This window comes from Desulfosoma sp. (assembly GCF_052743555.1).
On sequence record NZ_JBRAHS010000007.1, the window covers coordinates 1 to 26,195 of the forward strand.

At 59.1% G+C, this 26,195-nt stretch carries 22 protein-coding genes and 1 pseudogene; 5 read left to right on the forward strand and 18 right to left on the reverse strand.

Annotated features, from left to right (window positions below; all coding sequences use genetic code 11):
- The 11 genes from ACUVSA_RS05625 to trxA form a co-directional block, all read right to left on the reverse strand.
- Positions 1 to 978 (reverse strand): sigma-54 interaction domain-containing protein (locus ACUVSA_RS05625; protein ID WP_445894096.1); only part of this gene is annotated, 978 nt, incomplete at its 3' end.
- 63 nt (positions 979 to 1,041) lie between these two features.
- A complete protein-coding gene (locus ACUVSA_RS05630; protein ID WP_445894097.1) occupies positions 1,042 to 1,401 on the reverse strand; it encodes a response regulator in 360 nt (119 codons plus the stop codon).
- A 247-nt stretch (positions 1,402 to 1,648) separates the two neighbouring features.
- Positions 1,649 to 4,294 carry a DNA internalization-related competence protein ComEC/Rec2 gene (locus tag ACUVSA_RS05635; protein WP_445894098.1) on the reverse strand — a complete coding sequence of 882 codons (2,646 nt, stop codon included), beginning with the start codon at positions 4,292 to 4,294 and terminating at the stop codon, positions 1,649 to 1,651.
- A gap of 400 nt (positions 4,295 to 4,694) precedes the next feature.
- Positions 4,695 to 5,948 carry a UDP-N-acetylglucosamine 1-carboxyvinyltransferase gene (gene murA / locus ACUVSA_RS05640; RefSeq protein ID WP_445894099.1) on the reverse strand — a complete coding sequence of 418 codons (1,254 nt, stop codon included), beginning with the start codon at positions 5,946 to 5,948 and terminating at the stop codon, positions 4,695 to 4,697.
- A 21-nt stretch (positions 5,949 to 5,969) separates the two neighbouring features.
- Positions 5,970 to 6,911 (reverse strand): peptide chain release factor N(5)-glutamine methyltransferase, encoded by a 942-nt coding sequence (gene prmC, locus ACUVSA_RS05645; RefSeq protein ID WP_445894100.1) that lies wholly within the window; start codon positions 6,909 to 6,911, stop codon positions 5,970 to 5,972.
- A gap of 27 nt (positions 6,912 to 6,938) precedes the next feature.
- On the reverse strand, positions 6,939 to 8,006 hold the full coding sequence (gene prfA / locus ACUVSA_RS05650; protein WP_445894101.1) for a peptide chain release factor 1: 1,068 nt from the start codon (positions 8,004 to 8,006) through the stop codon (positions 6,939 to 6,941).
- Between the two features lie 102 nt (positions 8,007 to 8,108).
- A complete protein-coding gene (gene rpmE / locus ACUVSA_RS05655) occupies positions 8,109 to 8,342 on the reverse strand; it encodes a 50S ribosomal protein L31 (protein WP_445893125.1) in 234 nt (77 codons plus the stop codon).
- A gap of 75 nt (positions 8,343 to 8,417) precedes the next feature.
- Positions 8,418 to 9,665, reverse strand: a complete 1,248-nt coding sequence (gene rho / locus ACUVSA_RS05660; RefSeq protein WP_445893130.1) for a transcription termination factor Rho — start codon at positions 9,663 to 9,665, stop codon at positions 8,418 to 8,420.
- A gap of 91 nt (positions 9,666 to 9,756) precedes the next feature.
- The gene (locus ACUVSA_RS05665; RefSeq protein ID WP_445893126.1) at positions 9,757 to 10,524 is read right to left on the reverse strand and encodes an outer membrane protein assembly factor BamD; all 768 of its coding nucleotides are present in this window, start codon (positions 10,522 to 10,524) and stop codon (positions 9,757 to 9,759) included.
- Positions 10,525 to 10,559: 35 nt separating this feature from the next.
- Positions 10,560 to 11,501 carry a thioredoxin-disulfide reductase gene (trxB, locus tag ACUVSA_RS05670; RefSeq protein ID WP_445894102.1) on the reverse strand — a complete coding sequence of 314 codons (942 nt, stop codon included), beginning with the start codon at positions 11,499 to 11,501 and terminating at the stop codon, positions 10,560 to 10,562.
- Positions 11,502 to 11,585: 84 nt separating this feature from the next.
- On the reverse strand, positions 11,586 to 11,918 hold the full coding sequence (gene trxA / locus ACUVSA_RS05675) for a thioredoxin (RefSeq protein WP_445893128.1): 333 nt from the start codon (positions 11,916 to 11,918) through the stop codon (positions 11,586 to 11,588).
- 191 nt (positions 11,919 to 12,109) lie between these two features.
- Here trxA and radA point away from each other — a divergent pair, with 191 nt between their 5' ends.
- Entirely contained in the window at positions 12,110 to 13,474 is a 1,365-nt protein-coding gene (radA, locus tag ACUVSA_RS05680; protein ID WP_445894103.1) for a DNA repair protein RadA, read from the forward strand.
- Between the two features lie 440 nt (positions 13,475 to 13,914).
- The gene (locus tag ACUVSA_RS05685; protein WP_445894104.1) at positions 13,915 to 14,124 is read left to right on the forward strand and encodes a hypothetical protein; all 210 of its coding nucleotides are present in this window, start codon (positions 13,915 to 13,917) and stop codon (positions 14,122 to 14,124) included.
- A 118-nt stretch (positions 14,125 to 14,242) separates the two neighbouring features.
- Here the strand turns inward: ACUVSA_RS05685 and mtnA are convergent, their stop codons facing one another.
- Complete coding sequence (mtnA, locus tag ACUVSA_RS05690) at positions 14,243 to 15,304, reverse strand: S-methyl-5-thioribose-1-phosphate isomerase (RefSeq protein ID WP_445894105.1); 1,062 nt, start codon at positions 15,302 to 15,304, stop codon at positions 14,243 to 14,245.
- 496 nt (positions 15,305 to 15,800) lie between these two features.
- Positions 15,801 to 17,240, reverse strand: a complete 1,440-nt coding sequence (gene gatB, locus ACUVSA_RS05695; RefSeq protein WP_445893070.1) for an Asp-tRNA(Asn)/Glu-tRNA(Gln) amidotransferase subunit GatB — start codon at positions 17,238 to 17,240, stop codon at positions 15,801 to 15,803.
- A gap of 257 nt (positions 17,241 to 17,497) precedes the next feature.
- Here gatB and sucC point away from each other — a divergent pair, with 257 nt between their 5' ends.
- On the forward strand, positions 17,498 to 18,661 hold the full coding sequence (gene sucC, locus ACUVSA_RS05700) for an ADP-forming succinate--CoA ligase subunit beta (RefSeq protein ID WP_445893071.1): 1,164 nt from the start codon (positions 17,498 to 17,500) through the stop codon (positions 18,659 to 18,661).
- Between the two features lie 11 nt (positions 18,662 to 18,672).
- On the forward strand, positions 18,673 to 19,551 hold the full coding sequence (sucD, locus tag ACUVSA_RS05705; protein ID WP_445893060.1) for a succinate--CoA ligase subunit alpha: 879 nt from the start codon (positions 18,673 to 18,675) through the stop codon (positions 19,549 to 19,551).
- Positions 19,552 to 19,738: 187 nt separating this feature from the next.
- Here the strand turns inward: sucD and ACUVSA_RS05710 are convergent, their stop codons facing one another.
- Positions 19,739 to 20,134: a winged helix-turn-helix domain-containing protein gene (locus ACUVSA_RS05710; RefSeq protein ID WP_445893061.1), complete on the reverse strand. Its 396-nt coding sequence runs from the start codon at positions 20,132 to 20,134 to the stop codon at positions 19,739 to 19,741.
- A 242-nt stretch (positions 20,135 to 20,376) separates the two neighbouring features.
- Between ACUVSA_RS05710 and ACUVSA_RS05715 the strand changes: the two genes are divergently transcribed.
- The gene (locus ACUVSA_RS05715; RefSeq protein WP_445894106.1) at positions 20,377 to 21,654 is read left to right on the forward strand and encodes a molybdopterin molybdotransferase MoeA; all 1,278 of its coding nucleotides are present in this window, start codon (positions 20,377 to 20,379) and stop codon (positions 21,652 to 21,654) included.
- Between the two features lie 99 nt (positions 21,655 to 21,753).
- Here the strand turns inward: ACUVSA_RS05715 and ACUVSA_RS05720 are convergent, their stop codons facing one another.
- From ACUVSA_RS05720 to ACUVSA_RS05735, 4 genes and pseudogenes are all read right to left on the reverse strand, one after another.
- Complete coding sequence (locus tag ACUVSA_RS05720) at positions 21,754 to 22,383, reverse strand: UpxY family transcription antiterminator (protein ID WP_445894107.1); 630 nt, start codon at positions 22,381 to 22,383, stop codon at positions 21,754 to 21,756.
- A 77-nt stretch (positions 22,384 to 22,460) separates the two neighbouring features.
- A complete protein-coding gene (locus ACUVSA_RS05725) occupies positions 22,461 to 25,421 on the reverse strand; it encodes a DEAD/DEAH box helicase (protein ID WP_445894108.1) in 2,961 nt (986 codons plus the stop codon).
- Positions 25,422 to 25,580: 159 nt separating this feature from the next.
- Positions 25,581 to 25,886: a hypothetical protein gene (locus ACUVSA_RS05730; RefSeq protein ID WP_445894109.1), complete on the reverse strand. Its 306-nt coding sequence runs from the start codon at positions 25,884 to 25,886 to the stop codon at positions 25,581 to 25,583.
- 10 nt (positions 25,887 to 25,896) lie between these two features.
- Positions 25,897 to 26,195, reverse strand: a pseudogene (locus ACUVSA_RS05735) (hypothetical protein); the annotation flags it as partial.

Below are 26,195 nucleotides of genomic sequence, written 5' to 3' on the forward strand. Positions count from 1 at the left end.
CTTGAGGATTCTGGCCGCTTCCCGTCGGTTCCAGTTCACTTCTCGAAGGACATATTCCAAAATGGCTCTTTCGACCCGTTCCACGGCGCGATCCCGGATTTCTCTCAGTGACGGAAATTCCCGAGCGCCTTCGGTTAGAGCGCGAACCTCCCTGGTCACTCGAGCGACAATGAAATCTTCGCTCGGGCGAGGGCCATTGTCTCCTGCCATACGCAGCGGATGTTCGTCCAGGCTTCGACGCAGCTCCTCTCGGATTTCCGTAGCATTACGAAGCACGCACAGCCTCTTGAGGTAGTTTTCCAGCTCCCGTACGTTACCCGGCCAGTGGTATGCCAAAAACAGCTCCATGAGGCTGTCCGGCACAGGATAGGGCTCCAGAGCTTGTTCTTTTTTAAACTGCTTCATGAAAAAATGAACGAGCGGTTCCAGGTCTTCCCGCCGCTCGCGAAGAGGGGGCACGGGAATGCTGATGGTGTTGATGCGAAAATATAGATCTTCTCGAAAGCGACCGCGCGAGACCTCCGCTTCCAGGTTGACATTGGTGGCGGCCACAACCCTTGCCTGACTCTGGATTTCCTGGTTGCCGCCGATGCGGGAAAACTTCAGATCCTGCAGCACTTGCAGAAGTTTGGCTTGCATGGGCAGAGGAATTTCACCGATTTCGTCCAAAAAAATGGTGCCTTCGCCAGCCGCTTCAAATTTTCCAGGCTTCCGCCGATCAGCTCCGGTAAAGGCGCCTTTTTCGTAGCCGAACAATTCCGATTCGATGAGTTCTCCCGGAAGCGCCGCACAGTTGACCTTGACAAAGGGTTTGTCCCGACGGCTGGAGTAATAGTGGAGAGCGCGCGCCACCAATTCCTTACCCACACCGCTTTCGCCGGTGATGAGCACCGTCAAGTTGACGTCCGCCACGCGGCGGATCAAACGACGGATCTTTTCAATGGACGGGCTGATGCCGATGATCTGCGGTTCCGTCACTGGGCAATCACTCTCTTTTTTACGGCGCAAGGAGCCAGAACATCCCCAAAGCCCTCAGCGGGCTTAGGGATGCGCCAACAGGGCTTCCACTGCGCCGGCGAGCTCTTTAAGGTCAAATGGCTTGGACAAAACCCGATCGGCGTGCTCTTCCTGGGCCAGTTTTTCCGGAGAATTTCCATAGCCTGTGATACAGATGACGGGGAGTTCCGGACTCCTTTCCTTGCTGAACTTCACCAAGCCGATGCCGCTCACGTAAGGAAGCATCACATCGACGATGATGAGGTCAAAGGGTTCCCTGTCCATGCATTCCATTCCCTCCAGGCCGTCGGACGCCTCCACCACCACGTGCCCCACTTCCCTGAGGAATGTGGCCAAAACTTCCCTCAACCCGTCATCATCTTCAATGATGAGAATTTTCGCCATGAGGGCAAAATCCCCCCGTGCAAAGGGTTGTGCAGGTCGGCACCCGCCGTAGCGGTCGGCATCTTCGACGATGGAACCAACGGCCGCATTTGCCGAATCCTTACTCTATCATCCCCCTTCTGTCAATGCGAAAGTCCCTTTGTGTGCAAAAAATTGCATAAATTGAGCTCTGCCAGGGGCTTTTTCGGCGAAAGGTGGAAACCGGCTGCAGAGAAGTGTGCAAAAAGATGACTCGGTGTGAGGCGTTTTAAGGGCTTTTGGAAAAGCTGTGCAGGCGTTTTCTTTGGACCATGGCCGAGGTCAGAATCCAGCGGGATTCGCCCCAGGAGGCGGAAATGGCGCCGTGAAGGTCCGTGCGAAAAACGGGAAGACCTTCTTTTTGAAGGCGATCCAAAACGATTGGCGACGGAAAGCCGAAGCGGTTTCCGTACCCGCAGGAAATGAGCACGGCTTGGGGCCGCAGCGCCTGCAAAAGGTCCCACCCGGTGGATGTGGCACTTCCATGATGGGGCGCCACCAAGAGCCAGTGGCGCGTTGCGGCGTCCCGACGGTTCTGCCAAAGGCGTTCGGTCTTTTCTCCCACATCCCCAGGAAGTAGTGCTCCAGCCTTGCCGTAGGTCACTTCCACAACCAATGAGGCATCGTTAAGGTTTCTTGAGTCCCAGCCGCCTTCAACAAAGGCTTTGGTGGGGTGAAGAGCCCGCAACCGGCATTCGCCCAGAGAACCGAGATCGATCGTGCCATCAAAGCTTTCCTGCGCCTGCCTCAGGGTGCACAAGGTTGGTATGCGGCGTCGTTGGGCGATGGCCTTTAAAGGTGATCCCGTGAGACCTCGAGAACTCAGCCCCGTTTCCACGTAGCGACCGATGGGAAAGGTGTTCAGAAGATAACGCAGTCCATTGCAATGGTCCGGGTGGTCATGGCTCAACACCACCGCGTCCAGTCGATGCACACCCATGGCCCACAGAGCCGGTGCGATCACGAATCGACCCACATCAAAAGCATCATCTTCAAAGCCGCCGCCGTCCACCAGCATGGCCGCGTCAGGGGGGCATTGGACCAGCGTGGCCGATCCTTGCCCGACGTCCAGGACGGTGACGCGAAAGGGATATTTTTCCGGATCCGCGCCGAGGTGGCGGAAAGCGACAAAAAGAGCGCCCATGACCGCCAATGCGGCGGTGATGAAAAGCTTTTTTTTGCAGTCAGCCGAAGAGGTCCAAAGCAGGAGAGCGGCATAACAGCCCAAAATCCCCCAGAGGGGGACGGGCCCCACATGCGCCAGCGCATGGGGCAAATCGGCAAAGCTTTTGACAAGCCACAGCAGGACGGCCAAAGCCCAATCCACAGGAGCGAGCACCGCGGCGGCCACGGACGGCACGAGCATGGAGAGGCCGAGGGCGGCGAGGCCCGGCGGCACCACGGCCAGAGCCAGGAAAGGGACGATGACGGTGTTGGCGGCAAGTCCGGCCACCGAAACGGTGTGAAAATGATAGACCGTCAACGGTGCCACGGCCACGCCGGCTGCGGCGGAAACCAGAAAAGCATCCAGAAAGAGGCGCAGCACGGGTTTCAGTTTCTCGGGAAAATGGACCACAAGCTTGAAAGCCCTTTCGCGCCACAAGGGATAGAAGAAGACCAGGCCCGCGACGGCGGCAAAGGACAGTTGAAAGGAGGGGCGAAACACGTTGTTGGGATCCTCGACAAGGATGAGCAACGCGGCGGTGCTCAACAGCGACCATGAATCGGGTTTGCGGTAAAGCCCTAACGCCGCGGCCGCTGCCGTCAGCATGATGAAAGCTCTTTGCGTGGGCACGGCAAAGCCCGCCAGAACCGCATATAAGGCGGCGGCTATGCCTCCGGCCCAGCCGGCAAGATGCACATCGGGAATTTTCAGTAAGACTTGAGGCCAGAAAAACCGAAGACCCAGTTGCACCAGGCGAAAGGCTGCCCAGGCCGCAAGACCCACGTGCAGCCCGGAAATGGCCAAAAGGTGTGCCGTGCCCGCCTTTTGAAAGGCTTCTTGCACTTCACGGGGAACCATGTGCCGGTAACCCAAAAAAAGAGCCTGAGCCAAGGCGGCTCTTGTCCCAGTGAGGTGCTGGGCCAGAAGATGGCGAAGGCGTTCTCGAAGTGTGTCGATGTGACCGAAAAAGGTGAAATGCCAGGGAACGTCTGCTTGGTTTTCAGGCACGCGCATCCAAAAGATGTCGCTCTTTGTGAAGGCATGGGCGAAGATCCCACGTCGAGCCTGTTCCGCCACGTAGTCGTATCGACCGGGATTTTCAAAATTGGTCAGCGGCTGAAGCCTCAAAGGCATGTCCACCACATCTCCCGGTTTCCATGAGCGAAGAAGGGTGCGCACGGAAAGGCGAACCCCAAAGGGCACGGGGGCCGTCGGCAGGGGAATGGGGCGAAGACACGCTTTCGGCGGCCCGGCCGCGTGCTGCATAAGATCGGCCTTTGGTCGTCCGTTGTCTGATAGGGAGATGCTCGGTTTTTCACAACGGGCCAGAAGAACGGCGGTCACGACGGTTTTTTCAGGGTAAAAATCGGCAAAAGGACGAAGCACGACGCGGTAGCGCCGTTCCGTTCCGTCCAGCAGCGCTTCAAAGGACGAGGACGGAACGGCTTTTTTTTCGGCTTGCACCCATAGAAAGGCTCCAAAACAGGCGACGCCAAGACACAGTGCTGCGGCCGATCCGTGTCGTGCCCGTGGCGTGGCGGGCCCGAAAAAAAGGTGTGTGAAAAAGGCGAAGGCCCAAAAGCACGCCGCGGCAAGGAAGAGCGCCGTCGATGCCTGAAGACCCCAAAGACGGGCCAAAGCGATGCCGACGGCCAAAGCGGCGGCCAAAGGTAACATGGGTCGAGCACCCAACACTCTTCCCGAAGACATTGCCGTCCCCCGTGGTCACCATCACCAAAACCTGAAAAGCTTTTCAACTAAGTGACATTTTTCAAATGGGCCGGCATGCTTCAAGGAAAAAAACCGCTGGCTCGGCAGAAAAAGGGCAGGCTGCAAGGTGGACCTTTGGGGAGTCCAGATGATGAGCGTGACCCTGGTTTAAAAGGGGCGTGCTCCTGCGCGTCGGCAAAAGCTATGCCCATTTGATGCCATGAGTCAGACTTCCGCCGTTCGGGAACTTTCGGACCGCGAGGACCCGGTCCCTTCGTTTGGGCAATCCGCCGTGGACACATGCCATGGGAAAGCTTTCTCGAACACGCTCGTGAGAGCTTCGCCATGACCGTGTGTCTGCGGGCTTCCGCGCCTGCTAAAGACCCGGTCCCACCGCGGATCATTCCTTTTCGCGGCGAATGCGGGCGCCTACGGCGCGCAGTTTTTCGTCCAGGTTTTCGTAGCCGCGTTCCAGGTGGTAGACGCGGCTCACATCGGTACGACCGCGAGCCGCCAGGCCGGCCAAGACCAAAGAGGCTGAAGCGCGAAGGTCGGTGGCCATCACAGGAGCGCCGGAAAGAAAAGGCACTCCGCGCACCACAGCGCTTCGGCCGTCCAGCACGATATCCGCTCCGAGGCGGCGCAGTTCGCTCACATGCATGAACCGGTTTTCAAAAATCTGTTCCTTGATGACGCTCACGCCATGGCCCAGGGTCATGAGCGCCATGAATTGGGCCTGCATGTCGGTGGGAAATCCGGGATAAGGCCAGGTGGTGGCATTGACGCTGCGAATGGGCCCATCGGGCGCTTCCGCCGTCAGGCTCTCGCCTTCTGAAGAGATCCTCATGCCGGCATCCCGCAGTTTGCGAAGGACGGCATCCACATGGTCCGGACGGCAATGGGTGAGGCGAAGACGCCCGCCGGTAATGCCTGCCGCCACCAAGTAGGTGCCCGTTTCGATGCGGTCGGGAATGACCCGGTGCACACCCGGCTGAAGGGACGGCACCCCTTGAATGCGGACAACAGCCGTGCCCACCCCTGTAATGCGGGCGCCCATGGCCGTGAGATAATCGGCCAGGTCCACCACTTCGGGTTCGCGGGCGGCGTTTTCCAGAACGGTTTCTCCATCGGCGAGGCAGGCGGCCATCATGAGGTTTTCGGTGCCGGTGACCGTCACCTGATCAAAGGTAAAAGCTGTGCCGCGCAGTTTGTCGCAGCGCACGAGCACATAGCCGCCTTGGAGTTCGATGCGAGCCCCCATGGCTTCCAGACCGCGCAGATGCAAGTCGATGGGACGGGCTCCAATGGCGCACCCGCCGGGTAAAGACACGCGAGCCCGACCGTATCGAGCGGCCAAAGGGCCGAGAACCAGCACCGAAGCGCGCATGGTCTTGACCAGTTCGTAGGGGGCTTCCGGCTGCGTGATGCGGGACGTGTCCAGGGTGAGGGTATCGTCATGTTCGGTGCGGGCGCCCATGTGCTGCAGAAGCCGTTCCATGGTGCGGATATCCCGCAGCCGAGGCACGTTGGTGAAGACGTGACGGCCCGGAGCCAAAAGAGATGCCGCCATGAGGGGCAAAGCCGCGTTCTTGGCGCCGCTGATGTGAATATCGCCATGAAGGGGAACACCGCCTTCGATGACCAGTTTGTCCATAAGAAATCGCCTGTGGGTGGGTTATGAGGTGATGGAAGGCGATGGAGCGGCGCGCGCCGAGGAAGGCGGCGCCTTCTGTGGTGACGCCATGCCGCCATGGGATTTCGTGACGCGAAGAACCCGCGGCTTATGCGCATAGTCATGCACCACTGCCACCGTGTGAACCCCGGGTATGGTCTGGGCCGCCCGGGCCAGCACCTGTTCCTGACCTATACCGAACTCCATCAAAAGCACTCCGCCTGGCCTCAGCAGCGGAAAAGCTTGCTGCAGGAATTTGCGTGGCAGCACGGTGCCGTAGGGTCCACCGCCCCGAAGCGCTTGCTCGGGTTCGTGGCCGCGGACTTCGGGTGCCAAACCGCCCCATTGCGCATCCCCCACATAGGGCGGATTGGTGCAGATGAGATGAAAAGGAGCGGGGGTCGGGCGAAAGGCCGTGGTGAGGTGTGAGACCGCAAAGGCGATGCGATGCGCCACACCGTGACGTTCGGCATTTTTTCGAGCGGTCTGCACCGCGTCCCGGGAAATGTCGCAGGCGGTGATGATCCATTGGGGTCGTTCCACGGCCAGAGCAATGGCAATGGCGCCGGATCCGGTGCCGACATCCAGAACACGAATAGGATCCATTCCAAAGGCTTCCAGGGCCAGTTCCACCAGCCGTTCCGTTTCGGACCGCGGAATGAGCACCGAGGGGTTGACTTCCAGTTCCAAGGACCAGAATTCTTGGCGGCCGGTAATGTACTGGGTGGGTTCTCTGGCGGCGCGGCGCTGAATGAGGGTTCGATATCGGGCCAGTTCGTCGGGCCGCAAGGGCTGATCGTAGCGCAGGTAAAGATCCACCCGGCGCACACCCAGGGCGTGGGCCAACAAAACCTCCGCGTCCGAGCGGGGCTGTTCCAGACCCTTACGGCGGAAGTAGTCGGTGGTCCATTGCAGGACCTTCAAAATGGTCCAGATGTCTTCCATGGCCAGAAGCCCACCCAAGTCATGCCGTCATTCCCCGTCTGCTAAGGCTTCGGCTTGCGCGGCGGCGATGAGCGGGTCGATGATGTCGTCCAGGGCGCCCATCATGACTTCTTCCAGCTTGTAGAGGGTGAGGTTGATGCGGTGGTCGGTGACGCGGTTTTGGGGAAAGTTGTAAGTGCGAATGCGTTCGCTGCGATCCCCGGATCCCACCTGGCTTTTGCGTTCCTGCGCGATCTTGGCTTCCTGTTCCGAGCGCATCATGTCCAGCAGGCGCGCGCGAAGCACCTTCATGGCCTTGGCCTTGTTCTTGTGCTGGGATTTTTCGTCTTGACAGATCACCACAAGGCCCGTGGGCAGGTGCGTGATGCGCACAGCCGAATCCGTCGTGTTAACGCTTTGGCCTCCAGGTCCGGACGACCGAAACACATCCACCCGCAGATCGTTGGGGTCGATGGCCACGTCCACTTCTTCGGCTTCCGGCAACACGGCCACCGTGACGGCCGACGTGTGAATGCGCCCCTGGCTTTCCGTTTCCGGCACGCGTTGCACGCGATGCACACCCCGTTCAAACTTGAGGCGGCTAAAGGCGCCAGCGCCGTTAATGGCCGCAATGACTTCCTTGAAACCACCGATGTCCGTGGGGTGCACATCCAGCAGTTCCACCTTCCAGCCGCGATTTTCTGCGTACCGGGAATACATGCGGAAAAGGTCCGCCGCAAACAGAGCCGCTTCTTCACCGCCCGTGCCCGCACGAATCTCCAGGATCACGTTCTTTTCATCGTTGGGATCCTTGGGCACCAGCATGCGCTTGAGGGCCGACTCGGTGTCTTCCAGTTCCGTGCGCAACCGATTCAGATCCTCGCGAATAAGTTCGCGCATTTCCAGATCGGTTTCGTGGCGCAGCAGATCCTGGTTGGCTTCCATGTCCTGCTGGGCTTTGCGATAGCGGCGCAGCGCCTCCACCAAGGGGGACAGGTCGGCGTGTTCCTTGGCGACCTTTTGGTATTCCTTGGGTTGCGCCAGCAACTTCGGGTCGCTCAACAGCTTTTCCAGTTCCGTGTAACGTTCTTCCAGTCCGGCCAATCGATCAAACATGGCTCTTCCGGTCTTGGGCCAAAGACGCAAAAAACCCGGCAACACTCGCAGGCCCCTCACAGACCGACGGCCTGCCGAGGGGGAGGTTCCGGGTCAGGGGGTCTAAAGGTTTTCCCGCGCTTTTTCTTGATTCTTTTGGTACTGCTCGTACTTTTTCATGAACCGCTCGATGCGCCCGCCCGTGTCTACCAGTTTTTGCTTGCCCGTAAAGAACGGATGGCATTTGGAACAGATTTCCACACGGATGTCCTTTTTTGTGGAACCCGTCTGGATTTCGTTGCCGCAGGCGCAGCGAATCACCGTCTGAAAGTATTTCGGATGAATGTCCTTTTTCATGGTCGCCTCCGTGTGGGTTCGTTCTTCGAGAGCCCTTCATTGTAGCCAGGCTGGTGCCGGATGCAAGTCCTTTGCTCAACGATTCATGGATGCCAGAAAATCTTCGTTGTCCTTAGTCCCTTGCATCTTGTCCAACAGGAATTCCATGGCATCCACGGGGTTCAAGGGAGAGAGCAGCTTGCGTAGGATCCAGATGCGGTTGAGATCGTCCGGCGCCAGAAGCAGTTCTTCTTTACGCGTTCCGGACCGATTGATGTCAATGGCGGGAAAGATACGCCGATCGGCAAGCTTCCGGTCCAGATGAATCTCCATGTTGCCCGTGCCCTTGAATTCTTCAAAAATGACCTCGTCCATGCGGCTTCCCGTGTCGATGAGGGCCGTGGCAATGATGGTCAGGCTTCCGCCCTGTTCGATGTTGCGGGCGGCGCCGAAAAAGCGTTTGGGTCGATGCAAGGCGTTGGAATCCAAACCGCCCGAAAGAATCTTACCGCTGGGCGGCACCACCGTGTTGTAGGCTCGAGCCAAGCGCGTGATGCTGTCCAGCAAGATGACCACGTCGCGGCGATGTTCCACCAAACGCTTGGCCTTTTCGATGACCATTTCGGCCACCTGCACGTGGCGCTGGGCCGGTTCGTCAAAGGTGGAACTCACCACTTCCGCCCGCACATTGCGTTCCATGTCCGTCACTTCTTCCGGACGTTCGTCGATCAGCAGTACAATGAGATAGGCGTCCCGGTGGTTTTTGGCGATGGCGTTGGCGATGTTTTGCAAAAGCATAGTCTTGCCGGTGCGGGGCGGCGCCACGATCAGGCCGCGTTGACCGAAGCCCACGGGGGTGAGCAGATCCATGACGCGGGTGGAGTAATTGTCGGAAGCGGTTTCCAGGTGAATGCGCCGGTCCGGGTAGATGGGCGTCAGGTTGTCAAAGAGGATCTTGTCCTTAGCCGCTTCGGGTTCTTCAAAGTTGACCGCCTCCACCTTGAGCAGCGCAAAGTAGCGTTCGTTGTCCTTGGGCGGGCGGATTTGTCCGGAAATGGTGTCGCCGGTGCGCAGGTTGAAGCGCCGAATCTGGGACGGGCTCACGTAGATGTCGTCCGGGCCGGGCAAGTAGTTGTAATCCTGCGTGCGCAGAAACCCAAACCCGTCGGGAAGAATTTCCAGAACCCCTTCGCCGTAAATGAGACCGCTCATTTCCGCCTGGGCCTGCAAAATGGCGAAAATGAGGTCCTGTTTGCGCATGGATGTGGCCCCTTCGATTTGAAGGGCTCGCGCCAGCGTCACCAGTTCCTTGATGTTGCGCCTCTTGAGCTCCACCAGATTCATTTCGCGGTGGGCGACGGCGGCGTCCCTTCTGGATGCCGTAGCGGTGGACTCCGTGGTGTTGTTTTCTGTCATTCGTTTGTCCTTTTCGCCGCTAGAATCCCAGGCGTGTCCAAACGCTTTTGCCGTCCCCTTGCCGGTTCAGACATTTCCGGCAGTCGGCAAGAATTTTCTCGATTTCTTTTTCATATCCCAGCTTTTTCACCGCCTGGGGATAGTCTTCCTGCAGACGCGTCAACCGCAGCTGCGCGGCGCGGTACTTGCCCATGCGGTAGTACATGCGTCCGATGCGGAATTCATGGGCGGCGATCCGCTTTTCGCATTCCAGAAGCTGCGCCTGCGCCTTAGAGGCATATTCCGTGCCGGGATAAACTTCCACTAATCTTTGAAAGGTTTCCACGGCCTTGCGCGTCTGGTCCTGGTCCCTGTCCATGGACGGCGAAGCAAGATACTGGCTCATGCCCAGCTGATACAGCACGTAGGGCACGGCCTCATTGCGCGGATGCAACCGCACGAATTCTTCATAGGCCAGAGCGGCTTCTTCGTAGTTTTTCTTGTAAAAATGGGCATCACCGATCTTGAGTTCCGCCAAAATGGCGTACTTGCTGTAAGGGTAGCGTTCTTTGAGCTTTTGAAACGATTCCAAAGCCTTGCCATACTTTTTGGCCCGCATGGCTTCCATGCCGTCCCAAGCCAGTTGTTCCGGTGTGGGTTCGATGGTGTGGCCGGAGTCGAACAAATCGTCAAAGTAATAGCTCAAAAGGTTTGTGCCGCATCCGGTCAGAAGCAGCGTGCACAGGCTGAGGGCCGTGGCGCACCGCAGGGCGCCGCTCAGGGTCCGTCGAGCAGGCATGGCTTTCATCCTGAAGCGCTCCATGACATGTGGTGGCGTGGGATTTATCCGTGGTGGGCCAAGGATTCCACGTAACGTCCGGCACTGAAAGCCGCCGTGGCGCCGTCCCCCACGGCGGTGACGATCTGGCGAAGGCTTTTGGACCGCACATCACCTGCCGCAAAGACTCCTGCGACCGATGTGGCCATGTGGTCATCGGTGATGAGAAACCCCAGGTTGTCGCGGCGAACGTCTTCGGGGATCCACTGCGTGTTGGGCAAAAGCCCCACGAAGACGAAGACGCCGGAAACGTCCAGTTGCGAAAGGGCACTGGTGGTCGTGTCTTGCAGCACAAGGCCCGTCACCCCTTGGGGACCTCCCAGAATTTCGGCCACGATGCGGTTCCAATGGACGGTGATCTTGGGGTTGGCCAAGGCTTCTTCCTGCAGGATCTTTATGGCGCGAAAGGTGTCCCGGCGATGAATGATGTGCACGTGGGCAGCGAATTTGGTCAGGTACACGGCTTCTTCCACCGCCGTATCGCCGCCTCCGATGACGGCCACCTCCTGGTTTCGGTAAAACGGGCCGTCACAGATGGCGCAATAGGACACGCCGCGCCCCGTGAATTCCGCTTCGCCTTTGACCTGCAGTTTTCGCGGCGTGCACCCCGTGGCGAGAATCACCGCCTTGGCCCTCACGGGACCCTCAGGCGTATGCAGCACCTTGACCGAATTCGACAGCTCCAGCCCCGTGACCTCCACGCTGCGGTGTTCCATGCCGAAGCGCACCGCCTGCGCCTTAAAGAGCTCGATCAATTCAGAGGTGGTGACGCCTTCGGGAAAACCCGGGTAATTGTCCACTTTTTCATACGTAAGCAGCTGCCCGCCGAGCCCGATGCGTTCCACCAGAAGCGTCTTGAAACGAGCGCGGCACCCGTAAAGGGCCGCGGCTAGCCCCGCTGGCCCTCCACCTACGATCACCATGTCATACAATGCCGTCGTTGTCATGGGGATTCGGCACGTTTTCGAGAAGAGTGGACACGGACCCGCGACAGGGTCCGTGGCGGTTGACGTTCGGGGAAGGCAAACGGATCAGGACACCACCTTGTCCACCGCTGCGGCGATCTGGGACTTGGCCACCGCCCCCGTGATTTGTTCCGTCACGGTTCCGTTCTTGAACAAAATCAGGGTCGGAATGGCGCGAATGCCGTAACGGGCCGGCGTGTTCGGATTTTCATCCACATTGCACTTGGCCACTTTGAGTTTTCCCGCGTATTCGGCTGACAGTTCATCGATAACCGGAGCGATGGCGCGGCACGGCCCGCACCACGGCGCCCAAAAATCCACCAGAACCGGAAGGGTGGATTGCAGGACTTCCTGTTCAAAACTGCCGTCCGTGATTTCAACGATGTTCTTTCCAGCCATGTGTTCACGCCTCCCTGGACATCGTGCTGGGGTTTAAATGGATCCTGACCCGCGTGTTCGTTTCCACTGCCTTCAGAAACTTGGTAACGGACTATAAACCAGCCCATTTTTCTTTGTCAACGACTGCAGAAAGAGGTAAGAGCAGAGCCCCACAGCCAACCTGCCTGTGCGGAACGTTTGGGAGTATACCCATGACCAAAGACAAAACCGTTTTTCAATGCTCGGAATGCGGTTACGAGACATTAAAATGGCTGGGGCGATGCCCCGGCTGCCATGCCTGGAACACGTTGCAGGAAGCCCTAAAATCCGCGGGGCCTCACCGAGCCTCCGCGGGCCGCTCCCCGTCGGCGCACCCTGTGCTTCTTTTTGATGTGCCGATCCTGGAGGACATGCGCCTGAAATCGGGCCTGGAGGAATGGGATCGCGTGCTGGGTGGGGGGCTGGTGCCGGGATCCGTCATTTTGCTGGCGGGTGATCCAGGAATCGGCAAATCCACCCTGCTGCTGCAGGCCCTCGGCCACATGGCGCGCCTCGGTTCCGTGCTTTACGTGTCCGGAGAAGAAAGCCTGGCGCAAATCAAATTGCGCGCCCAGCGCCTCGGTCTGGAACGTGCCGATTCCCTCTGGGTGCTTGCGGAGACCAGCCTGGACACACTGGAACCTATACTGACCGGCCGTCCGCCTTTGGTCCTGGCCGTGGATTCCATTCAGACCATGCGGTTGGATCTTTTGGACAGCGCACCCGGCTCCGTGTCCCAAGTGCGGGAATCGGCGGCATGGCTGCAGCGGCTGGCCAAGGAAAAAAACATCGGCGTTTTTCTTGTGGGCCATGTCACCAAGGAGGGCATTGTGGCCGGACCTCGAGTGCTGGAACACCTGGTGGATGCGGTTTTGTACCTGGAAGGTGACCGCAGCCACACCTTTCGCCTCCTTCGCGCCGTCAAAAACCGGTTCGGATCCACCAGTGAAATCGGCGTCTTTGAAATGCGGGAATCCGGGTTGTTGCAAGTGCCGAACCCGTCTCGATTTCTCCTAGCGGAACGGCCGGGAGGTGTTTCCGGGTCGGTGGTTGTGTGCACCATGGAAGGCACCCGCCCCATCTTGGTGGAAGTGCAGGCTTTGGTCTCTTCCAGCGGATGGGCGCAGCCGCGGCGCACTTTCATGGGCGTGGACGCCAATCGCGTGTCGTTGCTGTTGGCGGTGCTGGAAAAAAAATTGGGCTTTCATTTTCTGCAACATGACGTGTTCGTCAATGTGGCGGGCGGTGTGAAGTTGACCGAAACAGCGGCGGATTTGGCCGTGGTTTTGGCTTTGGTGAGCAGTGCCATGGATGTGCCCTTGCCCGAGGATCTGGTGGCGTGGGGGGAAGTGGGTCTGGCGGGGGAGGTGCGGGGCGTGGGACACGCGGCGCGTCGGCTGGCCGAGGCCTCTTCTTTGGGATTTCGCACCGTCGTGTGTCCTCGAGGCAACCAGGAGCAGCTGGCGGCGTCGAATTGCGACGGCCGCTGCATCGCCGTCAAATCTGTGGAGGAAGCGGTCAAGCACCTTTTCGGCTGAAACCTTCGGCCGTATGCACCGCCGCCTCCAGTCCCCTGTGTCAAGCCACCTTGCATGCTCTCGCAGGGATCGCATTCTTCCTGGTCAGTTCAACCCTTATCAGTCGTTGCTCTCGAAGGGACCGCGTCCTCACGGTCCGCATATTTTCTGACGCACAGGAGCGCGTCCCTCCGAAAATGCCCGCAGGGGGGCGCGTGATTGCCGTTCGTTTCTCGAGGTCTTTTGTTCGAAGGAATCGCGTCCTCGCGGTCCGCAGATTTTCAGGCGCGCATGGGTGCCTTGCCTCATGGGAAGTCCGGCCCAGAAAAGGAGGCCAGATTTTCGGCCCTGCATGGGCGCCACTCTTGACGGCAAAGGACTTGCCCCTTCGATGCGCCTCGAAGGGACCGGCTCCTGCCCGTCCATGTGTTCCCGAATGCACCGAGGGGGCTTTGCTGGCGATGGATGGTCTGGCGGGCACGCAGGAGCGCGTCCCTTCGATGCCGTGGGCTCGCCCCTTTGATGTCCCTCAGGCGGAACGGCTCCTGCCAGTCCATGTGTTCCGGGACACGCAGGAAGGCTTCTTGGCGGGGGACGGCCTGACCGCCGCCGCGCATCAAGAACGCGGGGCCAGGCATTTTTTTGCCGAAAGCTTTTCAAGGTTTCTATAAGCTCTTCAGAGAAGACCTGATCGAGGAGCGGTGCAAGCCGCGACGCCTGATCGCGCCTTGCGGCGCTCCTACCCCATCGAGCCCAAGGGGCGTGGCAAAGGCAATTTCGGATAGGCTCCTAAGCCGGCGGCGGAGCTTCCAGGGCTCGGCGAATGCCGCGCATAAACGGCTTTCGAATGATGCCCACTTCGGTGATGATGCCCGTGATGTACCGGTTCGGCGTGACGTCAAAGGCCGGATTGGTGGCCTTCATCCCTCGAGGTGCTACAAGACGCCCGTAAAAATGCGTCACTTCCTTGGGATCCCGTTCCTCGATGGGGATTCCCGATCCATTGGGCAGCAGGGGATCAATGGTGGATCGAGGAGCGGCCACATAAAAGGGAACACCGTTGGCCTGAGCCAACACCGCCAGGGTGTAAGTGCCGATCTTGTTGGCGGTGTCGCCGTTGGCGGCGATGCGATCCGCTCCCACAATGACCACGTCGATTTCTTTCCGGCGCATGAGGCTTCCAGCGGCGTTGTCGGTGATCAGAGCGCACGGGATTTTTTCCGTCATCAGTTCATAGGCCGTCAGGCGGCTTCCCTGAAGAAAAGGGCGCGTTTCGCAACACGTGACATGCAAGGATGGGTCGGCGGCAAAGGCCGCGCGAATGACTCCCAGGGCGGTGCCATAGTCTCCGGTGGCTAGAGCTCCGGCGTTGCAGTAGGTCAAGATGCGGGCTCCTTTGGGGATCACCTCGGCGCCGTAACGGCCGATGGCTTCGTTGGTGCGGATATCTTCTTCCAGAATGGCCTGGGATTTTTCTCGAATGAGGTGCTGCAGGCCGGGTACATCCACCCCGGGATTTTCTACGACCACGGCAAACACGGCATCCACGGCCCAGCGCAAATTGTTGCCCGTGGGCCGAGCCGCTCGAATGCGCTCACACAAGCGGGAAAACTTGCGGACAAAAGTGCGCACGTCCGCCGCCGCGATGCGTCGAGCGCCCAGGGCCGCCGCCATGGCTCCCGCGATGCCGACGGCCGGAGCGCCACGAATGGCCATGGTTTTGATGGCGCGAATGACCTCATCCACCGTGGTGCATCGCAAAACCTTGTTTTTGTGCGGCAGAAGTCTTTGGTCCAGGATCATGACGGCATCGCCGTCCCACCATATGGGACGAAGTCGCGAAGATGACATGGGCAATCTCCTTTCGGTATGTCTCGGAATGCGTGCGGGGTTTCATCACAGCGCCCCCCGCCGGGGGGAGTCGATCGCGGCTGTCCTTTGTGCCGAATTCTGAAAGGCCCGGCCGCACAGGCGTGCGGGTCACTTGCTCGTGACCGCCTATGGTGCACGGTCTGAGCCTTCATGTTCAGGGGGGGCCGAGGTTCGACCTTCTTTCGGCGTAGGCTTTCCCGTTTGCCTTTCCTGCAATCGTGCCCTTCCAAAAAGGCCTGCCGAGCTTCTTGGCTCGCCTTCAAAAAACGCGGCCCGTGCAGCTTTATAGAGCACGTCCTTTTGGCTTTTTCACAATCCCCAGCAGATCGGCAATGCGACCCTTACCAATCCACAACTGAGCCTGGGTCCGTGAGGGCCCCTTGACAACCGCCCTTGATTGTCGGCCCTCAAGAGCCCCCTCCCTGGCGGAGCGACAAAAAATCCCCGAACTCTTTTTGAAAAGGCGTTCTTCTCGTCAGGCCTGAGGTCCCGAAAGTTTTTCCTTCAGCATGCGGTTGACCAACTGAGGATTGGCCTTGCCGCGGGTCTTTTGCATGACCTGCCCGACAAAAAACCCCATGAGCTTTTCCTTGCCTTGCCGGTAGGCGTCCACTTCCTTGGGGTTTTCCTGAAGGACCTGGTTGATGACGCTCATTAGGGCACCTTCGTCGGTGACCTGTCGCAAGCCTTTGTCTTCCACGATGCGAGACGGCGCGGCCCCGGTTTCGTACATTTCCTTGAAAACCGCTTTGGCGATCTTGCCGCTGATGACATTCTTGTCCATCAGGTGGAGGAGCTCAGCCAAGTGGGCGGGCGGGACAGGACACTGATCGATGTCGCGCTCGTCCCGTTTCAGCTCCCTCAGCAACTCACTCATGATCCAGTTGCTGACCGTCTTGGGTTGCGGAAAATCCGCCGAGACGGCTTCAAAATAGTCGGCGACACCCTTGGATGCCGTCAGGACGGCCGCATCATAGGCGGGAAGCCCGTATTGAGCCACGAAACGTTCTCTCTTGGCGTCGGGCAATTCGGGCAGGCTGTGGCGCACCGCCTCGATCCAGGCTTCATCGATGGCCAAAGGCACCAGATCGGGGTCAGGAAAGTAGCGGTAATCATGGGCTTCCTCTTTGCCGCGCATGCTCACCGTGACGCCCCGGCCCGCGTCCCACAGCCGCGTTTCCTGCACCACGGATTCTCCCTTGTCCAAAAGAGCGCGCTGACGCCGCACTTCGAATTCCAGAGCCCGCTGCACGTTTCGAAAGGAATTCATGTTTTTGAGTTCCGTTTTGACGCCGAAGCCGGTGGATCCAACGGGTCGCAAACTGATGTTGGCGTCACAGCGAAAACTCCCCTCTTCCATATTCCCGTCACAGATTTCCAGGTAGCGCAAAATGTCTCGAAGCGTGCGCAGATAGGCAGCCGCTTCCTCGGGCGTGCGGATGTCAGGTTCGCTGACGATTTCGATGAGGGGCACGCCCGTACGGTTGAAATCCACGTAGCTCACCGGTTGGGCTTCGTCATGAACGAGCTTTCCCGCATCCTCTTCCATATGAATGCGCGCAATGCCGATGCGACGGGTGCCGCTGTCCGTGGTGATTTCCACCCAGCCGCCTATGGCCAGGGGCTCTTCGTACTGGGAAATCTGATAATTCTTGGGCATGTCGGGATAGAAGAAATTTTTGCGGGCAAAGCGGCATCGAGGCGCAATGCGACAATGGGTGGCCAAGGCCATCTTCATGGCGAATTCCACGACGGTGCGGTTTAAAACGGGAAGGACTCCCGGCATGCCCAAGCACACCGGGCACGTGTGGGTGTTAGGCGCGGCCCCAAAGGCCGTGGAACACCCGCAAAAGATCTTGCTTTGCGTCAGCAACTGCGCATGCACTTCCAATCCGATGACCGTTTCCCATTCCATCATTGTGCCTCGCTGAACCATCGGTTGCCCAGGGCGGTGCTCGCGCACCCCAAAGATTCCCACCCGCCTCTTTTAGCACCGATCCGCGCATTCGGGAAGTCGTGAGTCGCAACTCGCGATTTTGACTTTGCGAAACTTTTCTTCTACAAAGGGGGCAGCGGAAAGGGCCGAGCGGAGCTTTTCGCATGGCGATTCCAACGGCGTTTCTTGGTGCAACGGCGTACGGTGCGACGGATGATCAACGAGAGAGGGTGGCCATGAAGATTCACGAGTACCAAGCAAAGGAGCTGTTTCAAAAGTATGGAGTGCCGGTTCCCCGGGGCCGCGTCGCCTTTACGGTGGAAGAAGCCCAAGCGGCGGCTCGAGACCTGGGCACGCTGCCCGTGGTCATCAAAGCCCAGATCCATGCGGGGGGGCGAGGCAAAGGGGGCGGCGTGAAGCTCGCGGAAACGACGGAAGACGTCGCGGCCGTGGCCGGCAGCATTCTCGGCATGACCCTCGTGACCCATCAAACGGGGCCCGAAGGCCGCTTGGTGCGCAAAGTCCTTGTGGAAGAGGGACTGGAGATTGAAAAAGAATTGTATCTGAGCCTTCTGCCCGACCGATCGACGGCGAAAATCGTCTTTATGGCCAGCGAAGCCGGCGGCATGGATATTGAGGAAGTAGCGGCGAGAACGCCAGAAAAGATCGTCAAGGTCTATGTGGATCCTTTGGTGGGGCTGCAGCCCTTCATGGCTCGCAAACTGGCCTACGGGCTCCGCTTGGATCCGGACATGGTCAAGCTCTTTTTGCCCATGGTTCAGGCCCTCTACCGCCTGTGCCTGGACTACGACGCCTCCCTTGTGGAGATCAACCCCCTGGTGGTGACCAAGGACCGGCGCCTTTTGGCCCTGGATGCCAAGATGAATTTCGATGACAACGCCCTGTTTCGCCACATGGACGTCCTGGCCTACCGCGACTTGGACGAAGAAGACCCCTTGGAAGTGGAGGCGTCCAAGTACAACCTGAACTACATCAAGATGGACGGCAACATCGGCAACATGGTTAACGGCGCCGGGCTGGCTATGGCCACCATGGACATCATCAAACTGGCGGGCGCCGAACCGGCCAACTTTTTGGATGTGGGTGGCGGCGCCAGCGCCGAAATGGTGGAAAACGGCTTTCGCATCATTTTGAGCGATCCCAATGTCAAGGGGGTGCTCATTAACATTTTCGGTGGCATTTTGCGCTGCGACGTGCTGGCTCAGGGTGTGGTGGAGGCCAGTAAAAAGGTGGGCGTCACGGTCCCCGTGGTCATTCGCATGGAAGGCACCAACGTGGAACAAGGGCGCAGAATCTTGCAGGAATCGGGCTTGAATCTCATTGTGGCACAGGACCTCAAAGACGCGGCCCAAAAAGTGGCGGCCATCGCCAAGGCCTAGGAGGAAACACCATGAGCATCTGGGTGAATGCGCAGACACGAGTCCTTGTTCAGGGGATAACCGGCCGTGAAGGGCAGTTTCACACACGACAGTGCGTGGCCTACGGCACGCGCGTGGTGGCTGGGGTCACGCCGGGAAAAGGCGGCCAGACCATGGACGACATCCCCGTGTATCATACAGTGGAAGAGGCCGTGCGGCAGACGGGTGCCGACTGTTCCATGATTTTCGTGCCGCCGCCCTTCGCCGCTGACGCCATTCTGGAAGCCATGGACGCGGGCGTGCGCCTGGTCGTGACCATCACGGAAGGCATTCCCGTCCTGGACATGCTCAAGGTGAAAAACGCTCTGAAAGGCTCATCCACACGGCTCATCGGGCCCAATTGCCCGGGCATCATCACGCCGGGCCAGTGCAAGGTCGGCATCATGCCGGGTCCCATTCATCAGCCGGGATCCGTGGGTGTGGTGTCCCGTTCCGGCACCTTGACCTATGAGGTGGTGCACCAGCTGACATTGCAAGGCATCGGTCAGAGCACCTGCGTGGGCATTGGCGGTGATCCCGTCAACGGCACGAACTTCATCGATTGCCTGAAAGCCTTTCAAGAAGATCCTGAAACCAAGGCGGTGGTTATGGTCGGGGAAATCGGCGGGTCCGCGGAAGAAGAAGCGGCCGATTTTATTGCCCGCCACGTGACCAAGCCTGTTGTCGGATTTGTGGCCGGCCTCACGGCCCCTCCAGGACGCCGCATGGGCCACGCGGGAGCCATCATCAGTGGATCCAGCGGCACGGCCCAAGGAAAAATTCAGGCCATGAAGGCGGCGGGCATCACGGTTGTGGAAAACCTGGGGGAATTGGGAGCCGTTTGCAAGGAAGCCTTTGCCTCGGTGCTTTAGGGTCAATGTGGTGAGTGAACCCCTGGTCGTGAAGGGACGCGCTCCTGCGCGTCCCAAAATCGAGGGACCGCGAGGACGCGGTCCCTCCGAGAGGAACTCTCGTGGCGCGTAGGCTCGCACAAAGGCCCGGACAAGGCGCTTTCAGACAAGTTCCCAAAGGACCCACTTTGTGAGTCTTTCACGACCCTCAAGGGGCGCGCTTTTCGCCCGAATTCGGGCGTGCGTCAAAATCGGGGCCGAAAATGGCTTCAAAGATTTGCTCGGCCGCTTCTTGCGTGCGCCCTTCCAGGGTTCGAAACCGTTCCAGAAGTTCCTTGGCATAAGGCGTCAGCGCCGATCCTCCGCCTTTGACGCCGCCGATCTTTTTGTTGAGCATGGGACGTCCCAGGCGCTTTTCCGTGGCTCGGATTTTTCCCCACACCGCGGAATAGCTCATGCCCAGTTCTTTGGCCGCGCCGATAATGGATCCCGCCCTCTCCACGGCTTCCAAAATACGAAGGCGGCCAGCACCAAAGACCAAGGCACCGGCGTCGTCTTCCACCCAAACCTTGCAATGGACGACGAGCTTTTTGTCCACAGCCACGGTGTTCCCCCTTCCTTCGGCGCAACCCGTCTTGCCACAGCACCCTAAGTTCGATAGAAAAATCTTCGCACGGGGCGCCGCGAGGGTCAACCTGGAGCGTCAGGCGTCCGTCGTGAGGTGGGGCGTTACGTGTGGGTTATGAGGAGGTGGGGTGAGGGGAGCGTCCCTTTGGTTTCCGGCGGATTTTTCGCCAGTGAAATGATGGACGGATCTCAAGTGGACGAAAAGCTAAGGTGGTGTGAATGCCGGAATTTCTCAAGGTAAAGACGGCTGAAGAGGTTTTGCGCCTCATTGATGACTTGGCGCCTTTGGAAGAGGAGACGGTGCCTTTGGCAAAGGCGGCGGGTCGAGTGCTGTTCCGGGATTTGAGGGCTCCCTGTGATGTGCCCCATTTTCGCCGTGCGGTGATGGACGGCTATGCCGTCAGGGCTCGGGACACCTTTGGGGCTTCCGAATCCCTTCCGGCGCTTCTGACCGTGGCGGGCGAAGTCCTCATGGGCCGGCCCGCCGAAAGGGCTCTCGGTCCGGGGGAAGCCATTGCCGTGCCCACAGGCGGGGCCATGCCTGAAGGAGCGGACGCGCTCGTCATGGTGGAATACACCCAGGACGTGGGGGACGGCACCATTGAAGTGACCCGCCCGGTGGCTCCCGGCGACAATGTTTTGGAAACGGGCGACGACATCGCTCAGGGCAGCCTGCTTTTTTCTGCAAGCCGGCCCCTGCGGGCTCAGGACGTGGGGGTGCTGGCCGCCGTGGGCGTGCCATTGGTGCCCGTGTTTCGTGTTCCTCGTGTGGCGGTGCTTTCCACAGGCGATGAAATCGTTTCTCCCGATGTGCCTGTGGTTCCTGTAGGCAAGATTCGCGATATCAACACTTTTGTCCTGGCGGCCCAGGTGCGGGAAGCCGGAGCGGTTCCGGGATGGACGCGGGTGGTGCCCGACGATCTGGATGAGCTGGCTTCCGCCTGCCGTCAGGCCCTTAAGGACCACGACGTGGTGCTTCTTTCCGGGGGCAGTTCCGTGGGCGCTCGGGACTACACCGTGCAGGTTCTGGAACGCTTGGACGGTGCCGAGCTCTTGGTCCATGGCGTGGCCATTCGGCCGGGAAAACCTACCATTTTGGCCCGCATCGGGCCCCGCATCTTGTGGGGGCTTCCGGGCCAACCCGCGTCGGCGATGATTGTCTTTACGGCTTTTGTACGCCCAAGCCTGCTGAGGCTGCAGGGCATGAAGCTGGACCGCTCTTCCCAAATCCAAACATGTCAAGCCGTCCTTCGGCGCAACATGCCGTCAGTGCACGGCCGCGCGGACTACATTCGTGTGCAGTTGAGCGAAGAACAGGGGTCGATTTTCGCCGAACCTGTTTTTGGATCATCGGCCATGATCAGCACTCTGGCACGTGCCGACGGCTATGTCATTGTACCTGAACATGTGGAAGGCTACGACGTCGGGACCGAGGTCACGGTGCACCTTTTCCGCTCCGTGGGGTGCCGTGTTTCGTCCGGAAAAGACGAAACCTGACAGGACGCTGACGAAGGACCGTGTCGCTGATGTGCCGAGATCTCAAAGGGCGGACGTCTCCTGCGCACGCAGCGCACAGCGATCGAGGCCGGCCTTTATCTACGAGCGCGCACGAAAGCCGCAGCGCTGGTCGGGAGGACCGTCGATGCGCACGACGTCTTCCAAGGCCAGCTGGACACTGGCGGCTTGACGAATGACATCGATGCTGATGACCAGAGTTCCTTTTTTCGGGTTGAGCCGCTGCAGGATACCCACACACCCCGCAAAGGGCCCTCGAACCACTTCCACCCAGTCCCCCGCGCTGAGGTAAGGGTAGAGGGTGAGTGTATCGGCGTGGGTGAGCACGGTGCGCAGGCTTTCCACTTGGTAGTCGGGAATGAGCGCCGGGCCCTGGCTGCTTCGCACAATGTAGACACTGCCGGGAATCTTCAGAATTTCCACATGCACTTCATTTTCCAGCACCGTGTGCACAAACACATAACCTGGAAACAGAGGCACCTGAAGCCGCACCCGCCGATCCCGCCTTCTGCTCCAGGTGGGCAGCAGAGGCAGAAAGCATGCGATGTTTTTTTTGAGCAGTTGATCCGTAACTTTTTTTTCGTGATTGACCTGAACGTAGAGGGCATACCAGCCTGGCGCGTTTTCCTGAGAAAAAAGCCGGTGGTCTTGTCCGACGGCCATCGGCGCGTGGGTCTTTTTGGCCGAGGCGTCCATTTTGTCTGTGAGCATAAAAGCACCTTTTGATGCGTCGTTTTCCTGGCCCATGTCCTTCGTCAAAGCTCTTATCGGCACAACAGCCTCACGCCTTAAACGCCTGCGGAACGTCGTCTTTTGAAAATGGATCGTTTCTTATCTTCTTTTTGTCCGTACTCTTGAAGAATCTTTTCCAGATTCCACGGGGTCGGCACTCGAAGCCGTTTCCCCGACCGGTCCTCGTAGACAAGATAGCCTTTTTCCAGGGCATGAAAAAAGAGGTCCCGGGTCAGCAGCACATCGTCGCGACAGTACGCGATGAGAAGGTCCCAGCGGTTTTCCCGAAACCATTGCACCGCCTGAATGCCGTCGGCCGTCTTTCTGCGTCCCAACGTCTTTTCGCCCAGGTGATCCAAGCTCAAACGAAACCCCAGCTGCTCTTGCAAGGCTTCCAGCATGTCAAAGGCCGGAAGATGTTGCAAAGGCTTTGGCGTGTAGGCCTGCAGGACCTGAAAATCGAAGTCTTTGATGTTAAACCCGACCACGAGGTCCAAAGCGTGCAAGCGGTCGATGAGAGCGGCGACGTCGCTTTCTCGAAACACTTCCAAAGCCTCGCGGCGCTGGTCATAAAGGACGGCCACGGACACGCGCATGAGGTGCTTGTTGTTCCAGCCCCCGACGTCCTGAGCCAGCTTTTGGGTTTCCAGATCGAGGAATCCAATGGCCGGCTCCGGCTTTGACGCCGACGCCGCGGCCACCTCAAGCACAGGGGTTTTCTCTCGAGTCGCTTCCTTGTCCGTTTCCGATCCCAGGGGTTTTCGACCCAGCAGGTAGCGCAGCACTTCCAAAGCCGCCGCCTTGTCCAGCGGTGTGTTGCCGGCGCCGCACTTGGGCGAATGAATGCAGCTGGGACATCCCTCGTCGCATGGGCAGCTTTCGATGAGATCCAAGGTTCGTTCCAGAAGAGATTCCACGATGTCGTACCCGCGAGCGGCCAGGCCGATGCCTCCCGGGTAGCCGTCGTAAATAAAGACGGCGCTTTTGCCCAGCTGAGGGTGCAGCGGAATGGAAATACCGCCGATGTCGTTTCGGTCGCACAGGGCAAACAGAGGGAACACGCTGATGGCCGCGTGTTCCATGGCGTGAATCCCGCCCATGTAGTGAAGGCTCGCCCGGTGAATCTTTTCCACGATGGTCTCTTCGATTTCCACCCAAAACCCCACGGTTTCAAAAACCTGTTCGGGAAGGTCAAGCGGTGTGAAATCTAAGAGTTCCTGTGTGAACAGGCGTTTCTTTTCGTAACCGGCAATGTGTTCGCGAACCCGAAGCCGACCGAGGCGAGCCATAAAGGCCGTGCACGGCTTGGAAGCAAGAATTTCCAGAATTTCCGTTTCCTTTTTGCTCACGACCCACGTGTAGTATTCGGCGTCCTGCGGCACGGCCCGGGCGATGCGTTTCTCCAGATTGAGACTTTGCACTACAAATGTTCGGCCCCGATGCAGATAAACAGCACCGGGATGACATTCCTTGAAAGCGCGCACTCCGTCCGTGGTGCCGATGGGAATCCATCGTGTGGCGTCTTTCGCATCGGGACCCAGAATGGTAAAGGACGGACCCACGCTGCGAATGTCCACACCGCGGTGGGGATATGAGGCGGTGGCAAACCATTTTCGGCCGTCTTCCGACTGCACCAGGGTGCCTCCATGCGTTGCAGAAACCAGAGCCTGGCGACGTGGGGAAGCCCAGTGCGCTGCTTCTTCGGCATGCACGGGAATTTCCGCGGCCGCACAGGGAAGGTGCGCGGCCACGATGGCCGAATTGTCCGGATCGATGACCGCAGTTTCGTAGGACCCGTTGAGCAGTGTTTCGGGGTGGCGCACGATGTAATGATCCAAGGCGTCCGGCTGGGGAAGGAGAATCACTGCGCTTTCCCGCCCGCTTCGGCCCACGCGGCCGCCCCGCTGCCATGTGGTCATGATGGTGCCGGGGTAACCCACGAGGACACACACGTCCAGGCCGCCGATGTCGATGCCCATTTCCAGAGCACTGGTGGAAATCACTGCGGCGATGCGCCCTTCGGCCAGCCCCTGCTCGATGCTTCGGCGCTCCGAAGGAAGAAAACCCGCCCGGTAGGAACTCACTTTGGGGGCCAGATCTGGTGCCGCCCTCACCAGGCTCATGTGCACCAATTCTGTCATGCGCCGTGATTGCGTAAAAACGATGGTTTTGAGTCCCGAGCGCACGGCATCCTGAGTCAAGCGCGCCGCCAAGGAAGCCAGAGGGCCTTCCGTTTCCATGAAGACAAAGTGGCGCCGCGATCGAGGCGATCCAGAGTGCGCCACGGTTTCGACGGGCTGGTCGATGAGCTTTTGGGCCAGTTCGCCGGGATTGCCGATGGTAGCCGAAAGAAAGATGTACTGCGGCCGCGCTCCGTACAGGTCGGTGATGCGCTGAAGCCTTCGAAGAATCTGGGCCACATGGCTTCCAAAGATGCCTCGATATGTGTGCAGTTCATCCACCACCACGTATCGCAGGCCTCGAAAAAAACTCTCCCACTTGGCGTGGTAGGGCAGCAAAGCGTAGTGCAGCATGTCCGGATTGGAGACGAGCACATGCGGAGGTTTTCGCCGAATGAGGGCTCGCTGACGGTCGGAAGTGTCCCCGTCGTAAACCGCCGCCGTCAAGGGTGTTGCGCCGGGCAGCGCGGCAAAGAAAGTGTTCAGAGCGTCCCATTGATCGCGGCTCAAGGCCTTGATGGGAAAAAGGTACAGAGCGTGGGCGTGAGGGTTCTGCAGCAACGCTTCGGTGACGGCCATGTTGTAGATCAGGGATTTGCCGCTGGCGGTTGCCGTGGACACCACCACATGGCGGCCGGATCGAAGAAGGTCCAGAGCCGCGGCCTGGTGCGTGTAGAGGCTCTGGATACCCAGAGCATGCAGAGCGTGCATGATGGGTTCGGGAAGGGGCTCTTGCGGCCCGGCGTATTGCGAATCCTGAGCCTCAAGCACCGCGTGGTGCACCACGCGCGCCGTTTTCCAGTCGTGGGTCAGCAGGCGTTTGAGAAATCTTTTCATGACATCTCGACCGATGGGAGCTCTAAGGAGCGTGTCCGAGCATATTTTATGGAGGAATGCCGCAAGCCGCGACGCCTGATCGCGCCTTGCGGCGCTCCTCCAGCATTTAGCCGAAAGGTCGCGGCCAAACCATGTTCGGACGGGTTCCCAAGAGGCTTGTCAAAAGTCCTGGTCCCACTGGTAGCTGTGCACCACGAGAATGCCCTTTTCGATCGCCTGCTGCAACAGTTTGGGCGTGGCGTAATGGGTGACCAGAATGGGAACAAGCTCCGCGGACACAATGCGTCCTATTTTTTGAAGCTTGCGTCGAAGCGCTTTCAGTTTGGAGGCATCGTCCAACCGCAGGACGCATTCTCCCACGAGGCGAACTTCCTGACCGTTCTTGAGGGCCTTTGCCCAGAAATTGACCTCTTCCTCGGCCACCTCAGTGCGGATAAAAGTCTCCATCACTCGAATGCCGTGCACTTTGTTAAGGTTAAGCCGGAAGCTTCCGATAGGCTTCATTTTCTAAAGCGTAGGCCAGGTTGCGGGACAATCCGCCCACATGATCCCTCGTCGCTTTTTGGGCCATGGCCAAAGCCCCAACGGCCGCCTCCGTGCGTTTTTGGGCTTCGGCCAGTTCGTTGAGGCGCTGTTCGGTACGTTTCTGAGCTTCGGCGAGCTCACTGAGCCGCTCTTCGGTGCGTTTTTGCGCTTCGGCGAGCTCATTCAGTCGTTCTTCCGTGCGTTTTTGGGCTTCGGCCAGTTCGTTGAGGCGCTGTTCGGTACGTTTCT

Bases quoted from the DNA above. Each gene is read 5' to 3' on its own strand.
- ACUVSA_RS05685 (WP_445894104.1), top strand. From the start codon at position 13,915: ATGGATGGTCTGGCGGGCACGCAGGAGCGCGTCCCTTCGATGCCGTGG.
- ACUVSA_RS05725 (WP_445894108.1), bottom strand. From the start codon at position 25,421: ATGAAAAGATTTCTCAAACGCCTGCTGACCCACGACTGGAAAACGGCG.
- ACUVSA_RS05720 (WP_445894107.1), bottom strand. From the start codon at position 22,383: ATGCTCACAGACAAAATGGACGCCTCGGCCAAAAAGACCCACGCGCCG.
- prfA (WP_445894101.1), bottom strand. From the start codon at position 8,006: ATGTTTGATCGATTGGCCGGACTGGAAGAACGTTACACGGAACTGGAA.
- gatB (WP_445893070.1), bottom strand. From the start codon at position 17,240: ATGGAATGGGAAACGGTCATCGGATTGGAAGTGCATGCGCAGTTGCTG.
- trxB (WP_445894102.1), bottom strand. From the start codon at position 11,501: ATGACAACGACGGCATTGTATGACATGGTGATCGTAGGTGGAGGGCCA.
- trxA (WP_445893128.1), bottom strand. From the start codon at position 11,918: ATGGCTGGAAAGAACATCGTTGAAATCACGGACGGCAGTTTTGAACAG.
- ACUVSA_RS05715 (WP_445894106.1), top strand. From the start codon at position 20,377: ATGCCGGAATTTCTCAAGGTAAAGACGGCTGAAGAGGTTTTGCGCCTC.
- radA (WP_445894103.1), top strand. From the start codon at position 12,110: ATGACCAAAGACAAAACCGTTTTTCAATGCTCGGAATGCGGTTACGAG.
- murA (WP_445894099.1), bottom strand. From the start codon at position 5,948: ATGGACAAACTGGTCATCGAAGGCGGTGTTCCCCTTCATGGCGATATT.
- rho (WP_445893130.1), bottom strand. From the start codon at position 9,665: ATGAATCTGGTGGAGCTCAAGAGGCGCAACATCAAGGAACTGGTGACG.
- sucD (WP_445893060.1), top strand. From the start codon at position 18,673: ATGAGCATCTGGGTGAATGCGCAGACACGAGTCCTTGTTCAGGGGATA.
- rpmE (WP_445893125.1), bottom strand. From the start codon at position 8,342: ATGAAAAAGGACATTCATCCGAAATACTTTCAGACGGTGATTCGCTGC.
- ACUVSA_RS05635 (WP_445894098.1), bottom strand. From the start codon at position 4,294: ATGTCTTCGGGAAGAGTGTTGGGTGCTCGACCCATGTTACCTTTGGCC.
- sucC (WP_445893071.1), top strand. From the start codon at position 17,498: ATGAAGATTCACGAGTACCAAGCAAAGGAGCTGTTTCAAAAGTATGGA.
- ACUVSA_RS05665 (WP_445893126.1), bottom strand. From the start codon at position 10,524: ATGAAAGCCATGCCTGCTCGACGGACCCTGAGCGGCGCCCTGCGGTGC.
- ACUVSA_RS05630 (WP_445894097.1), bottom strand. From the start codon at position 1,401: ATGGCGAAAATTCTCATCATTGAAGATGATGACGGGTTGAGGGAAGTT.
- prmC (WP_445894100.1), bottom strand. From the start codon at position 6,911: ATGGAAGACATCTGGACCATTTTGAAGGTCCTGCAATGGACCACCGAC.
- mtnA (WP_445894105.1), bottom strand. From the start codon at position 15,304: ATGTCATCTTCGCGACTTCGTCCCATATGGTGGGACGGCGATGCCGTC.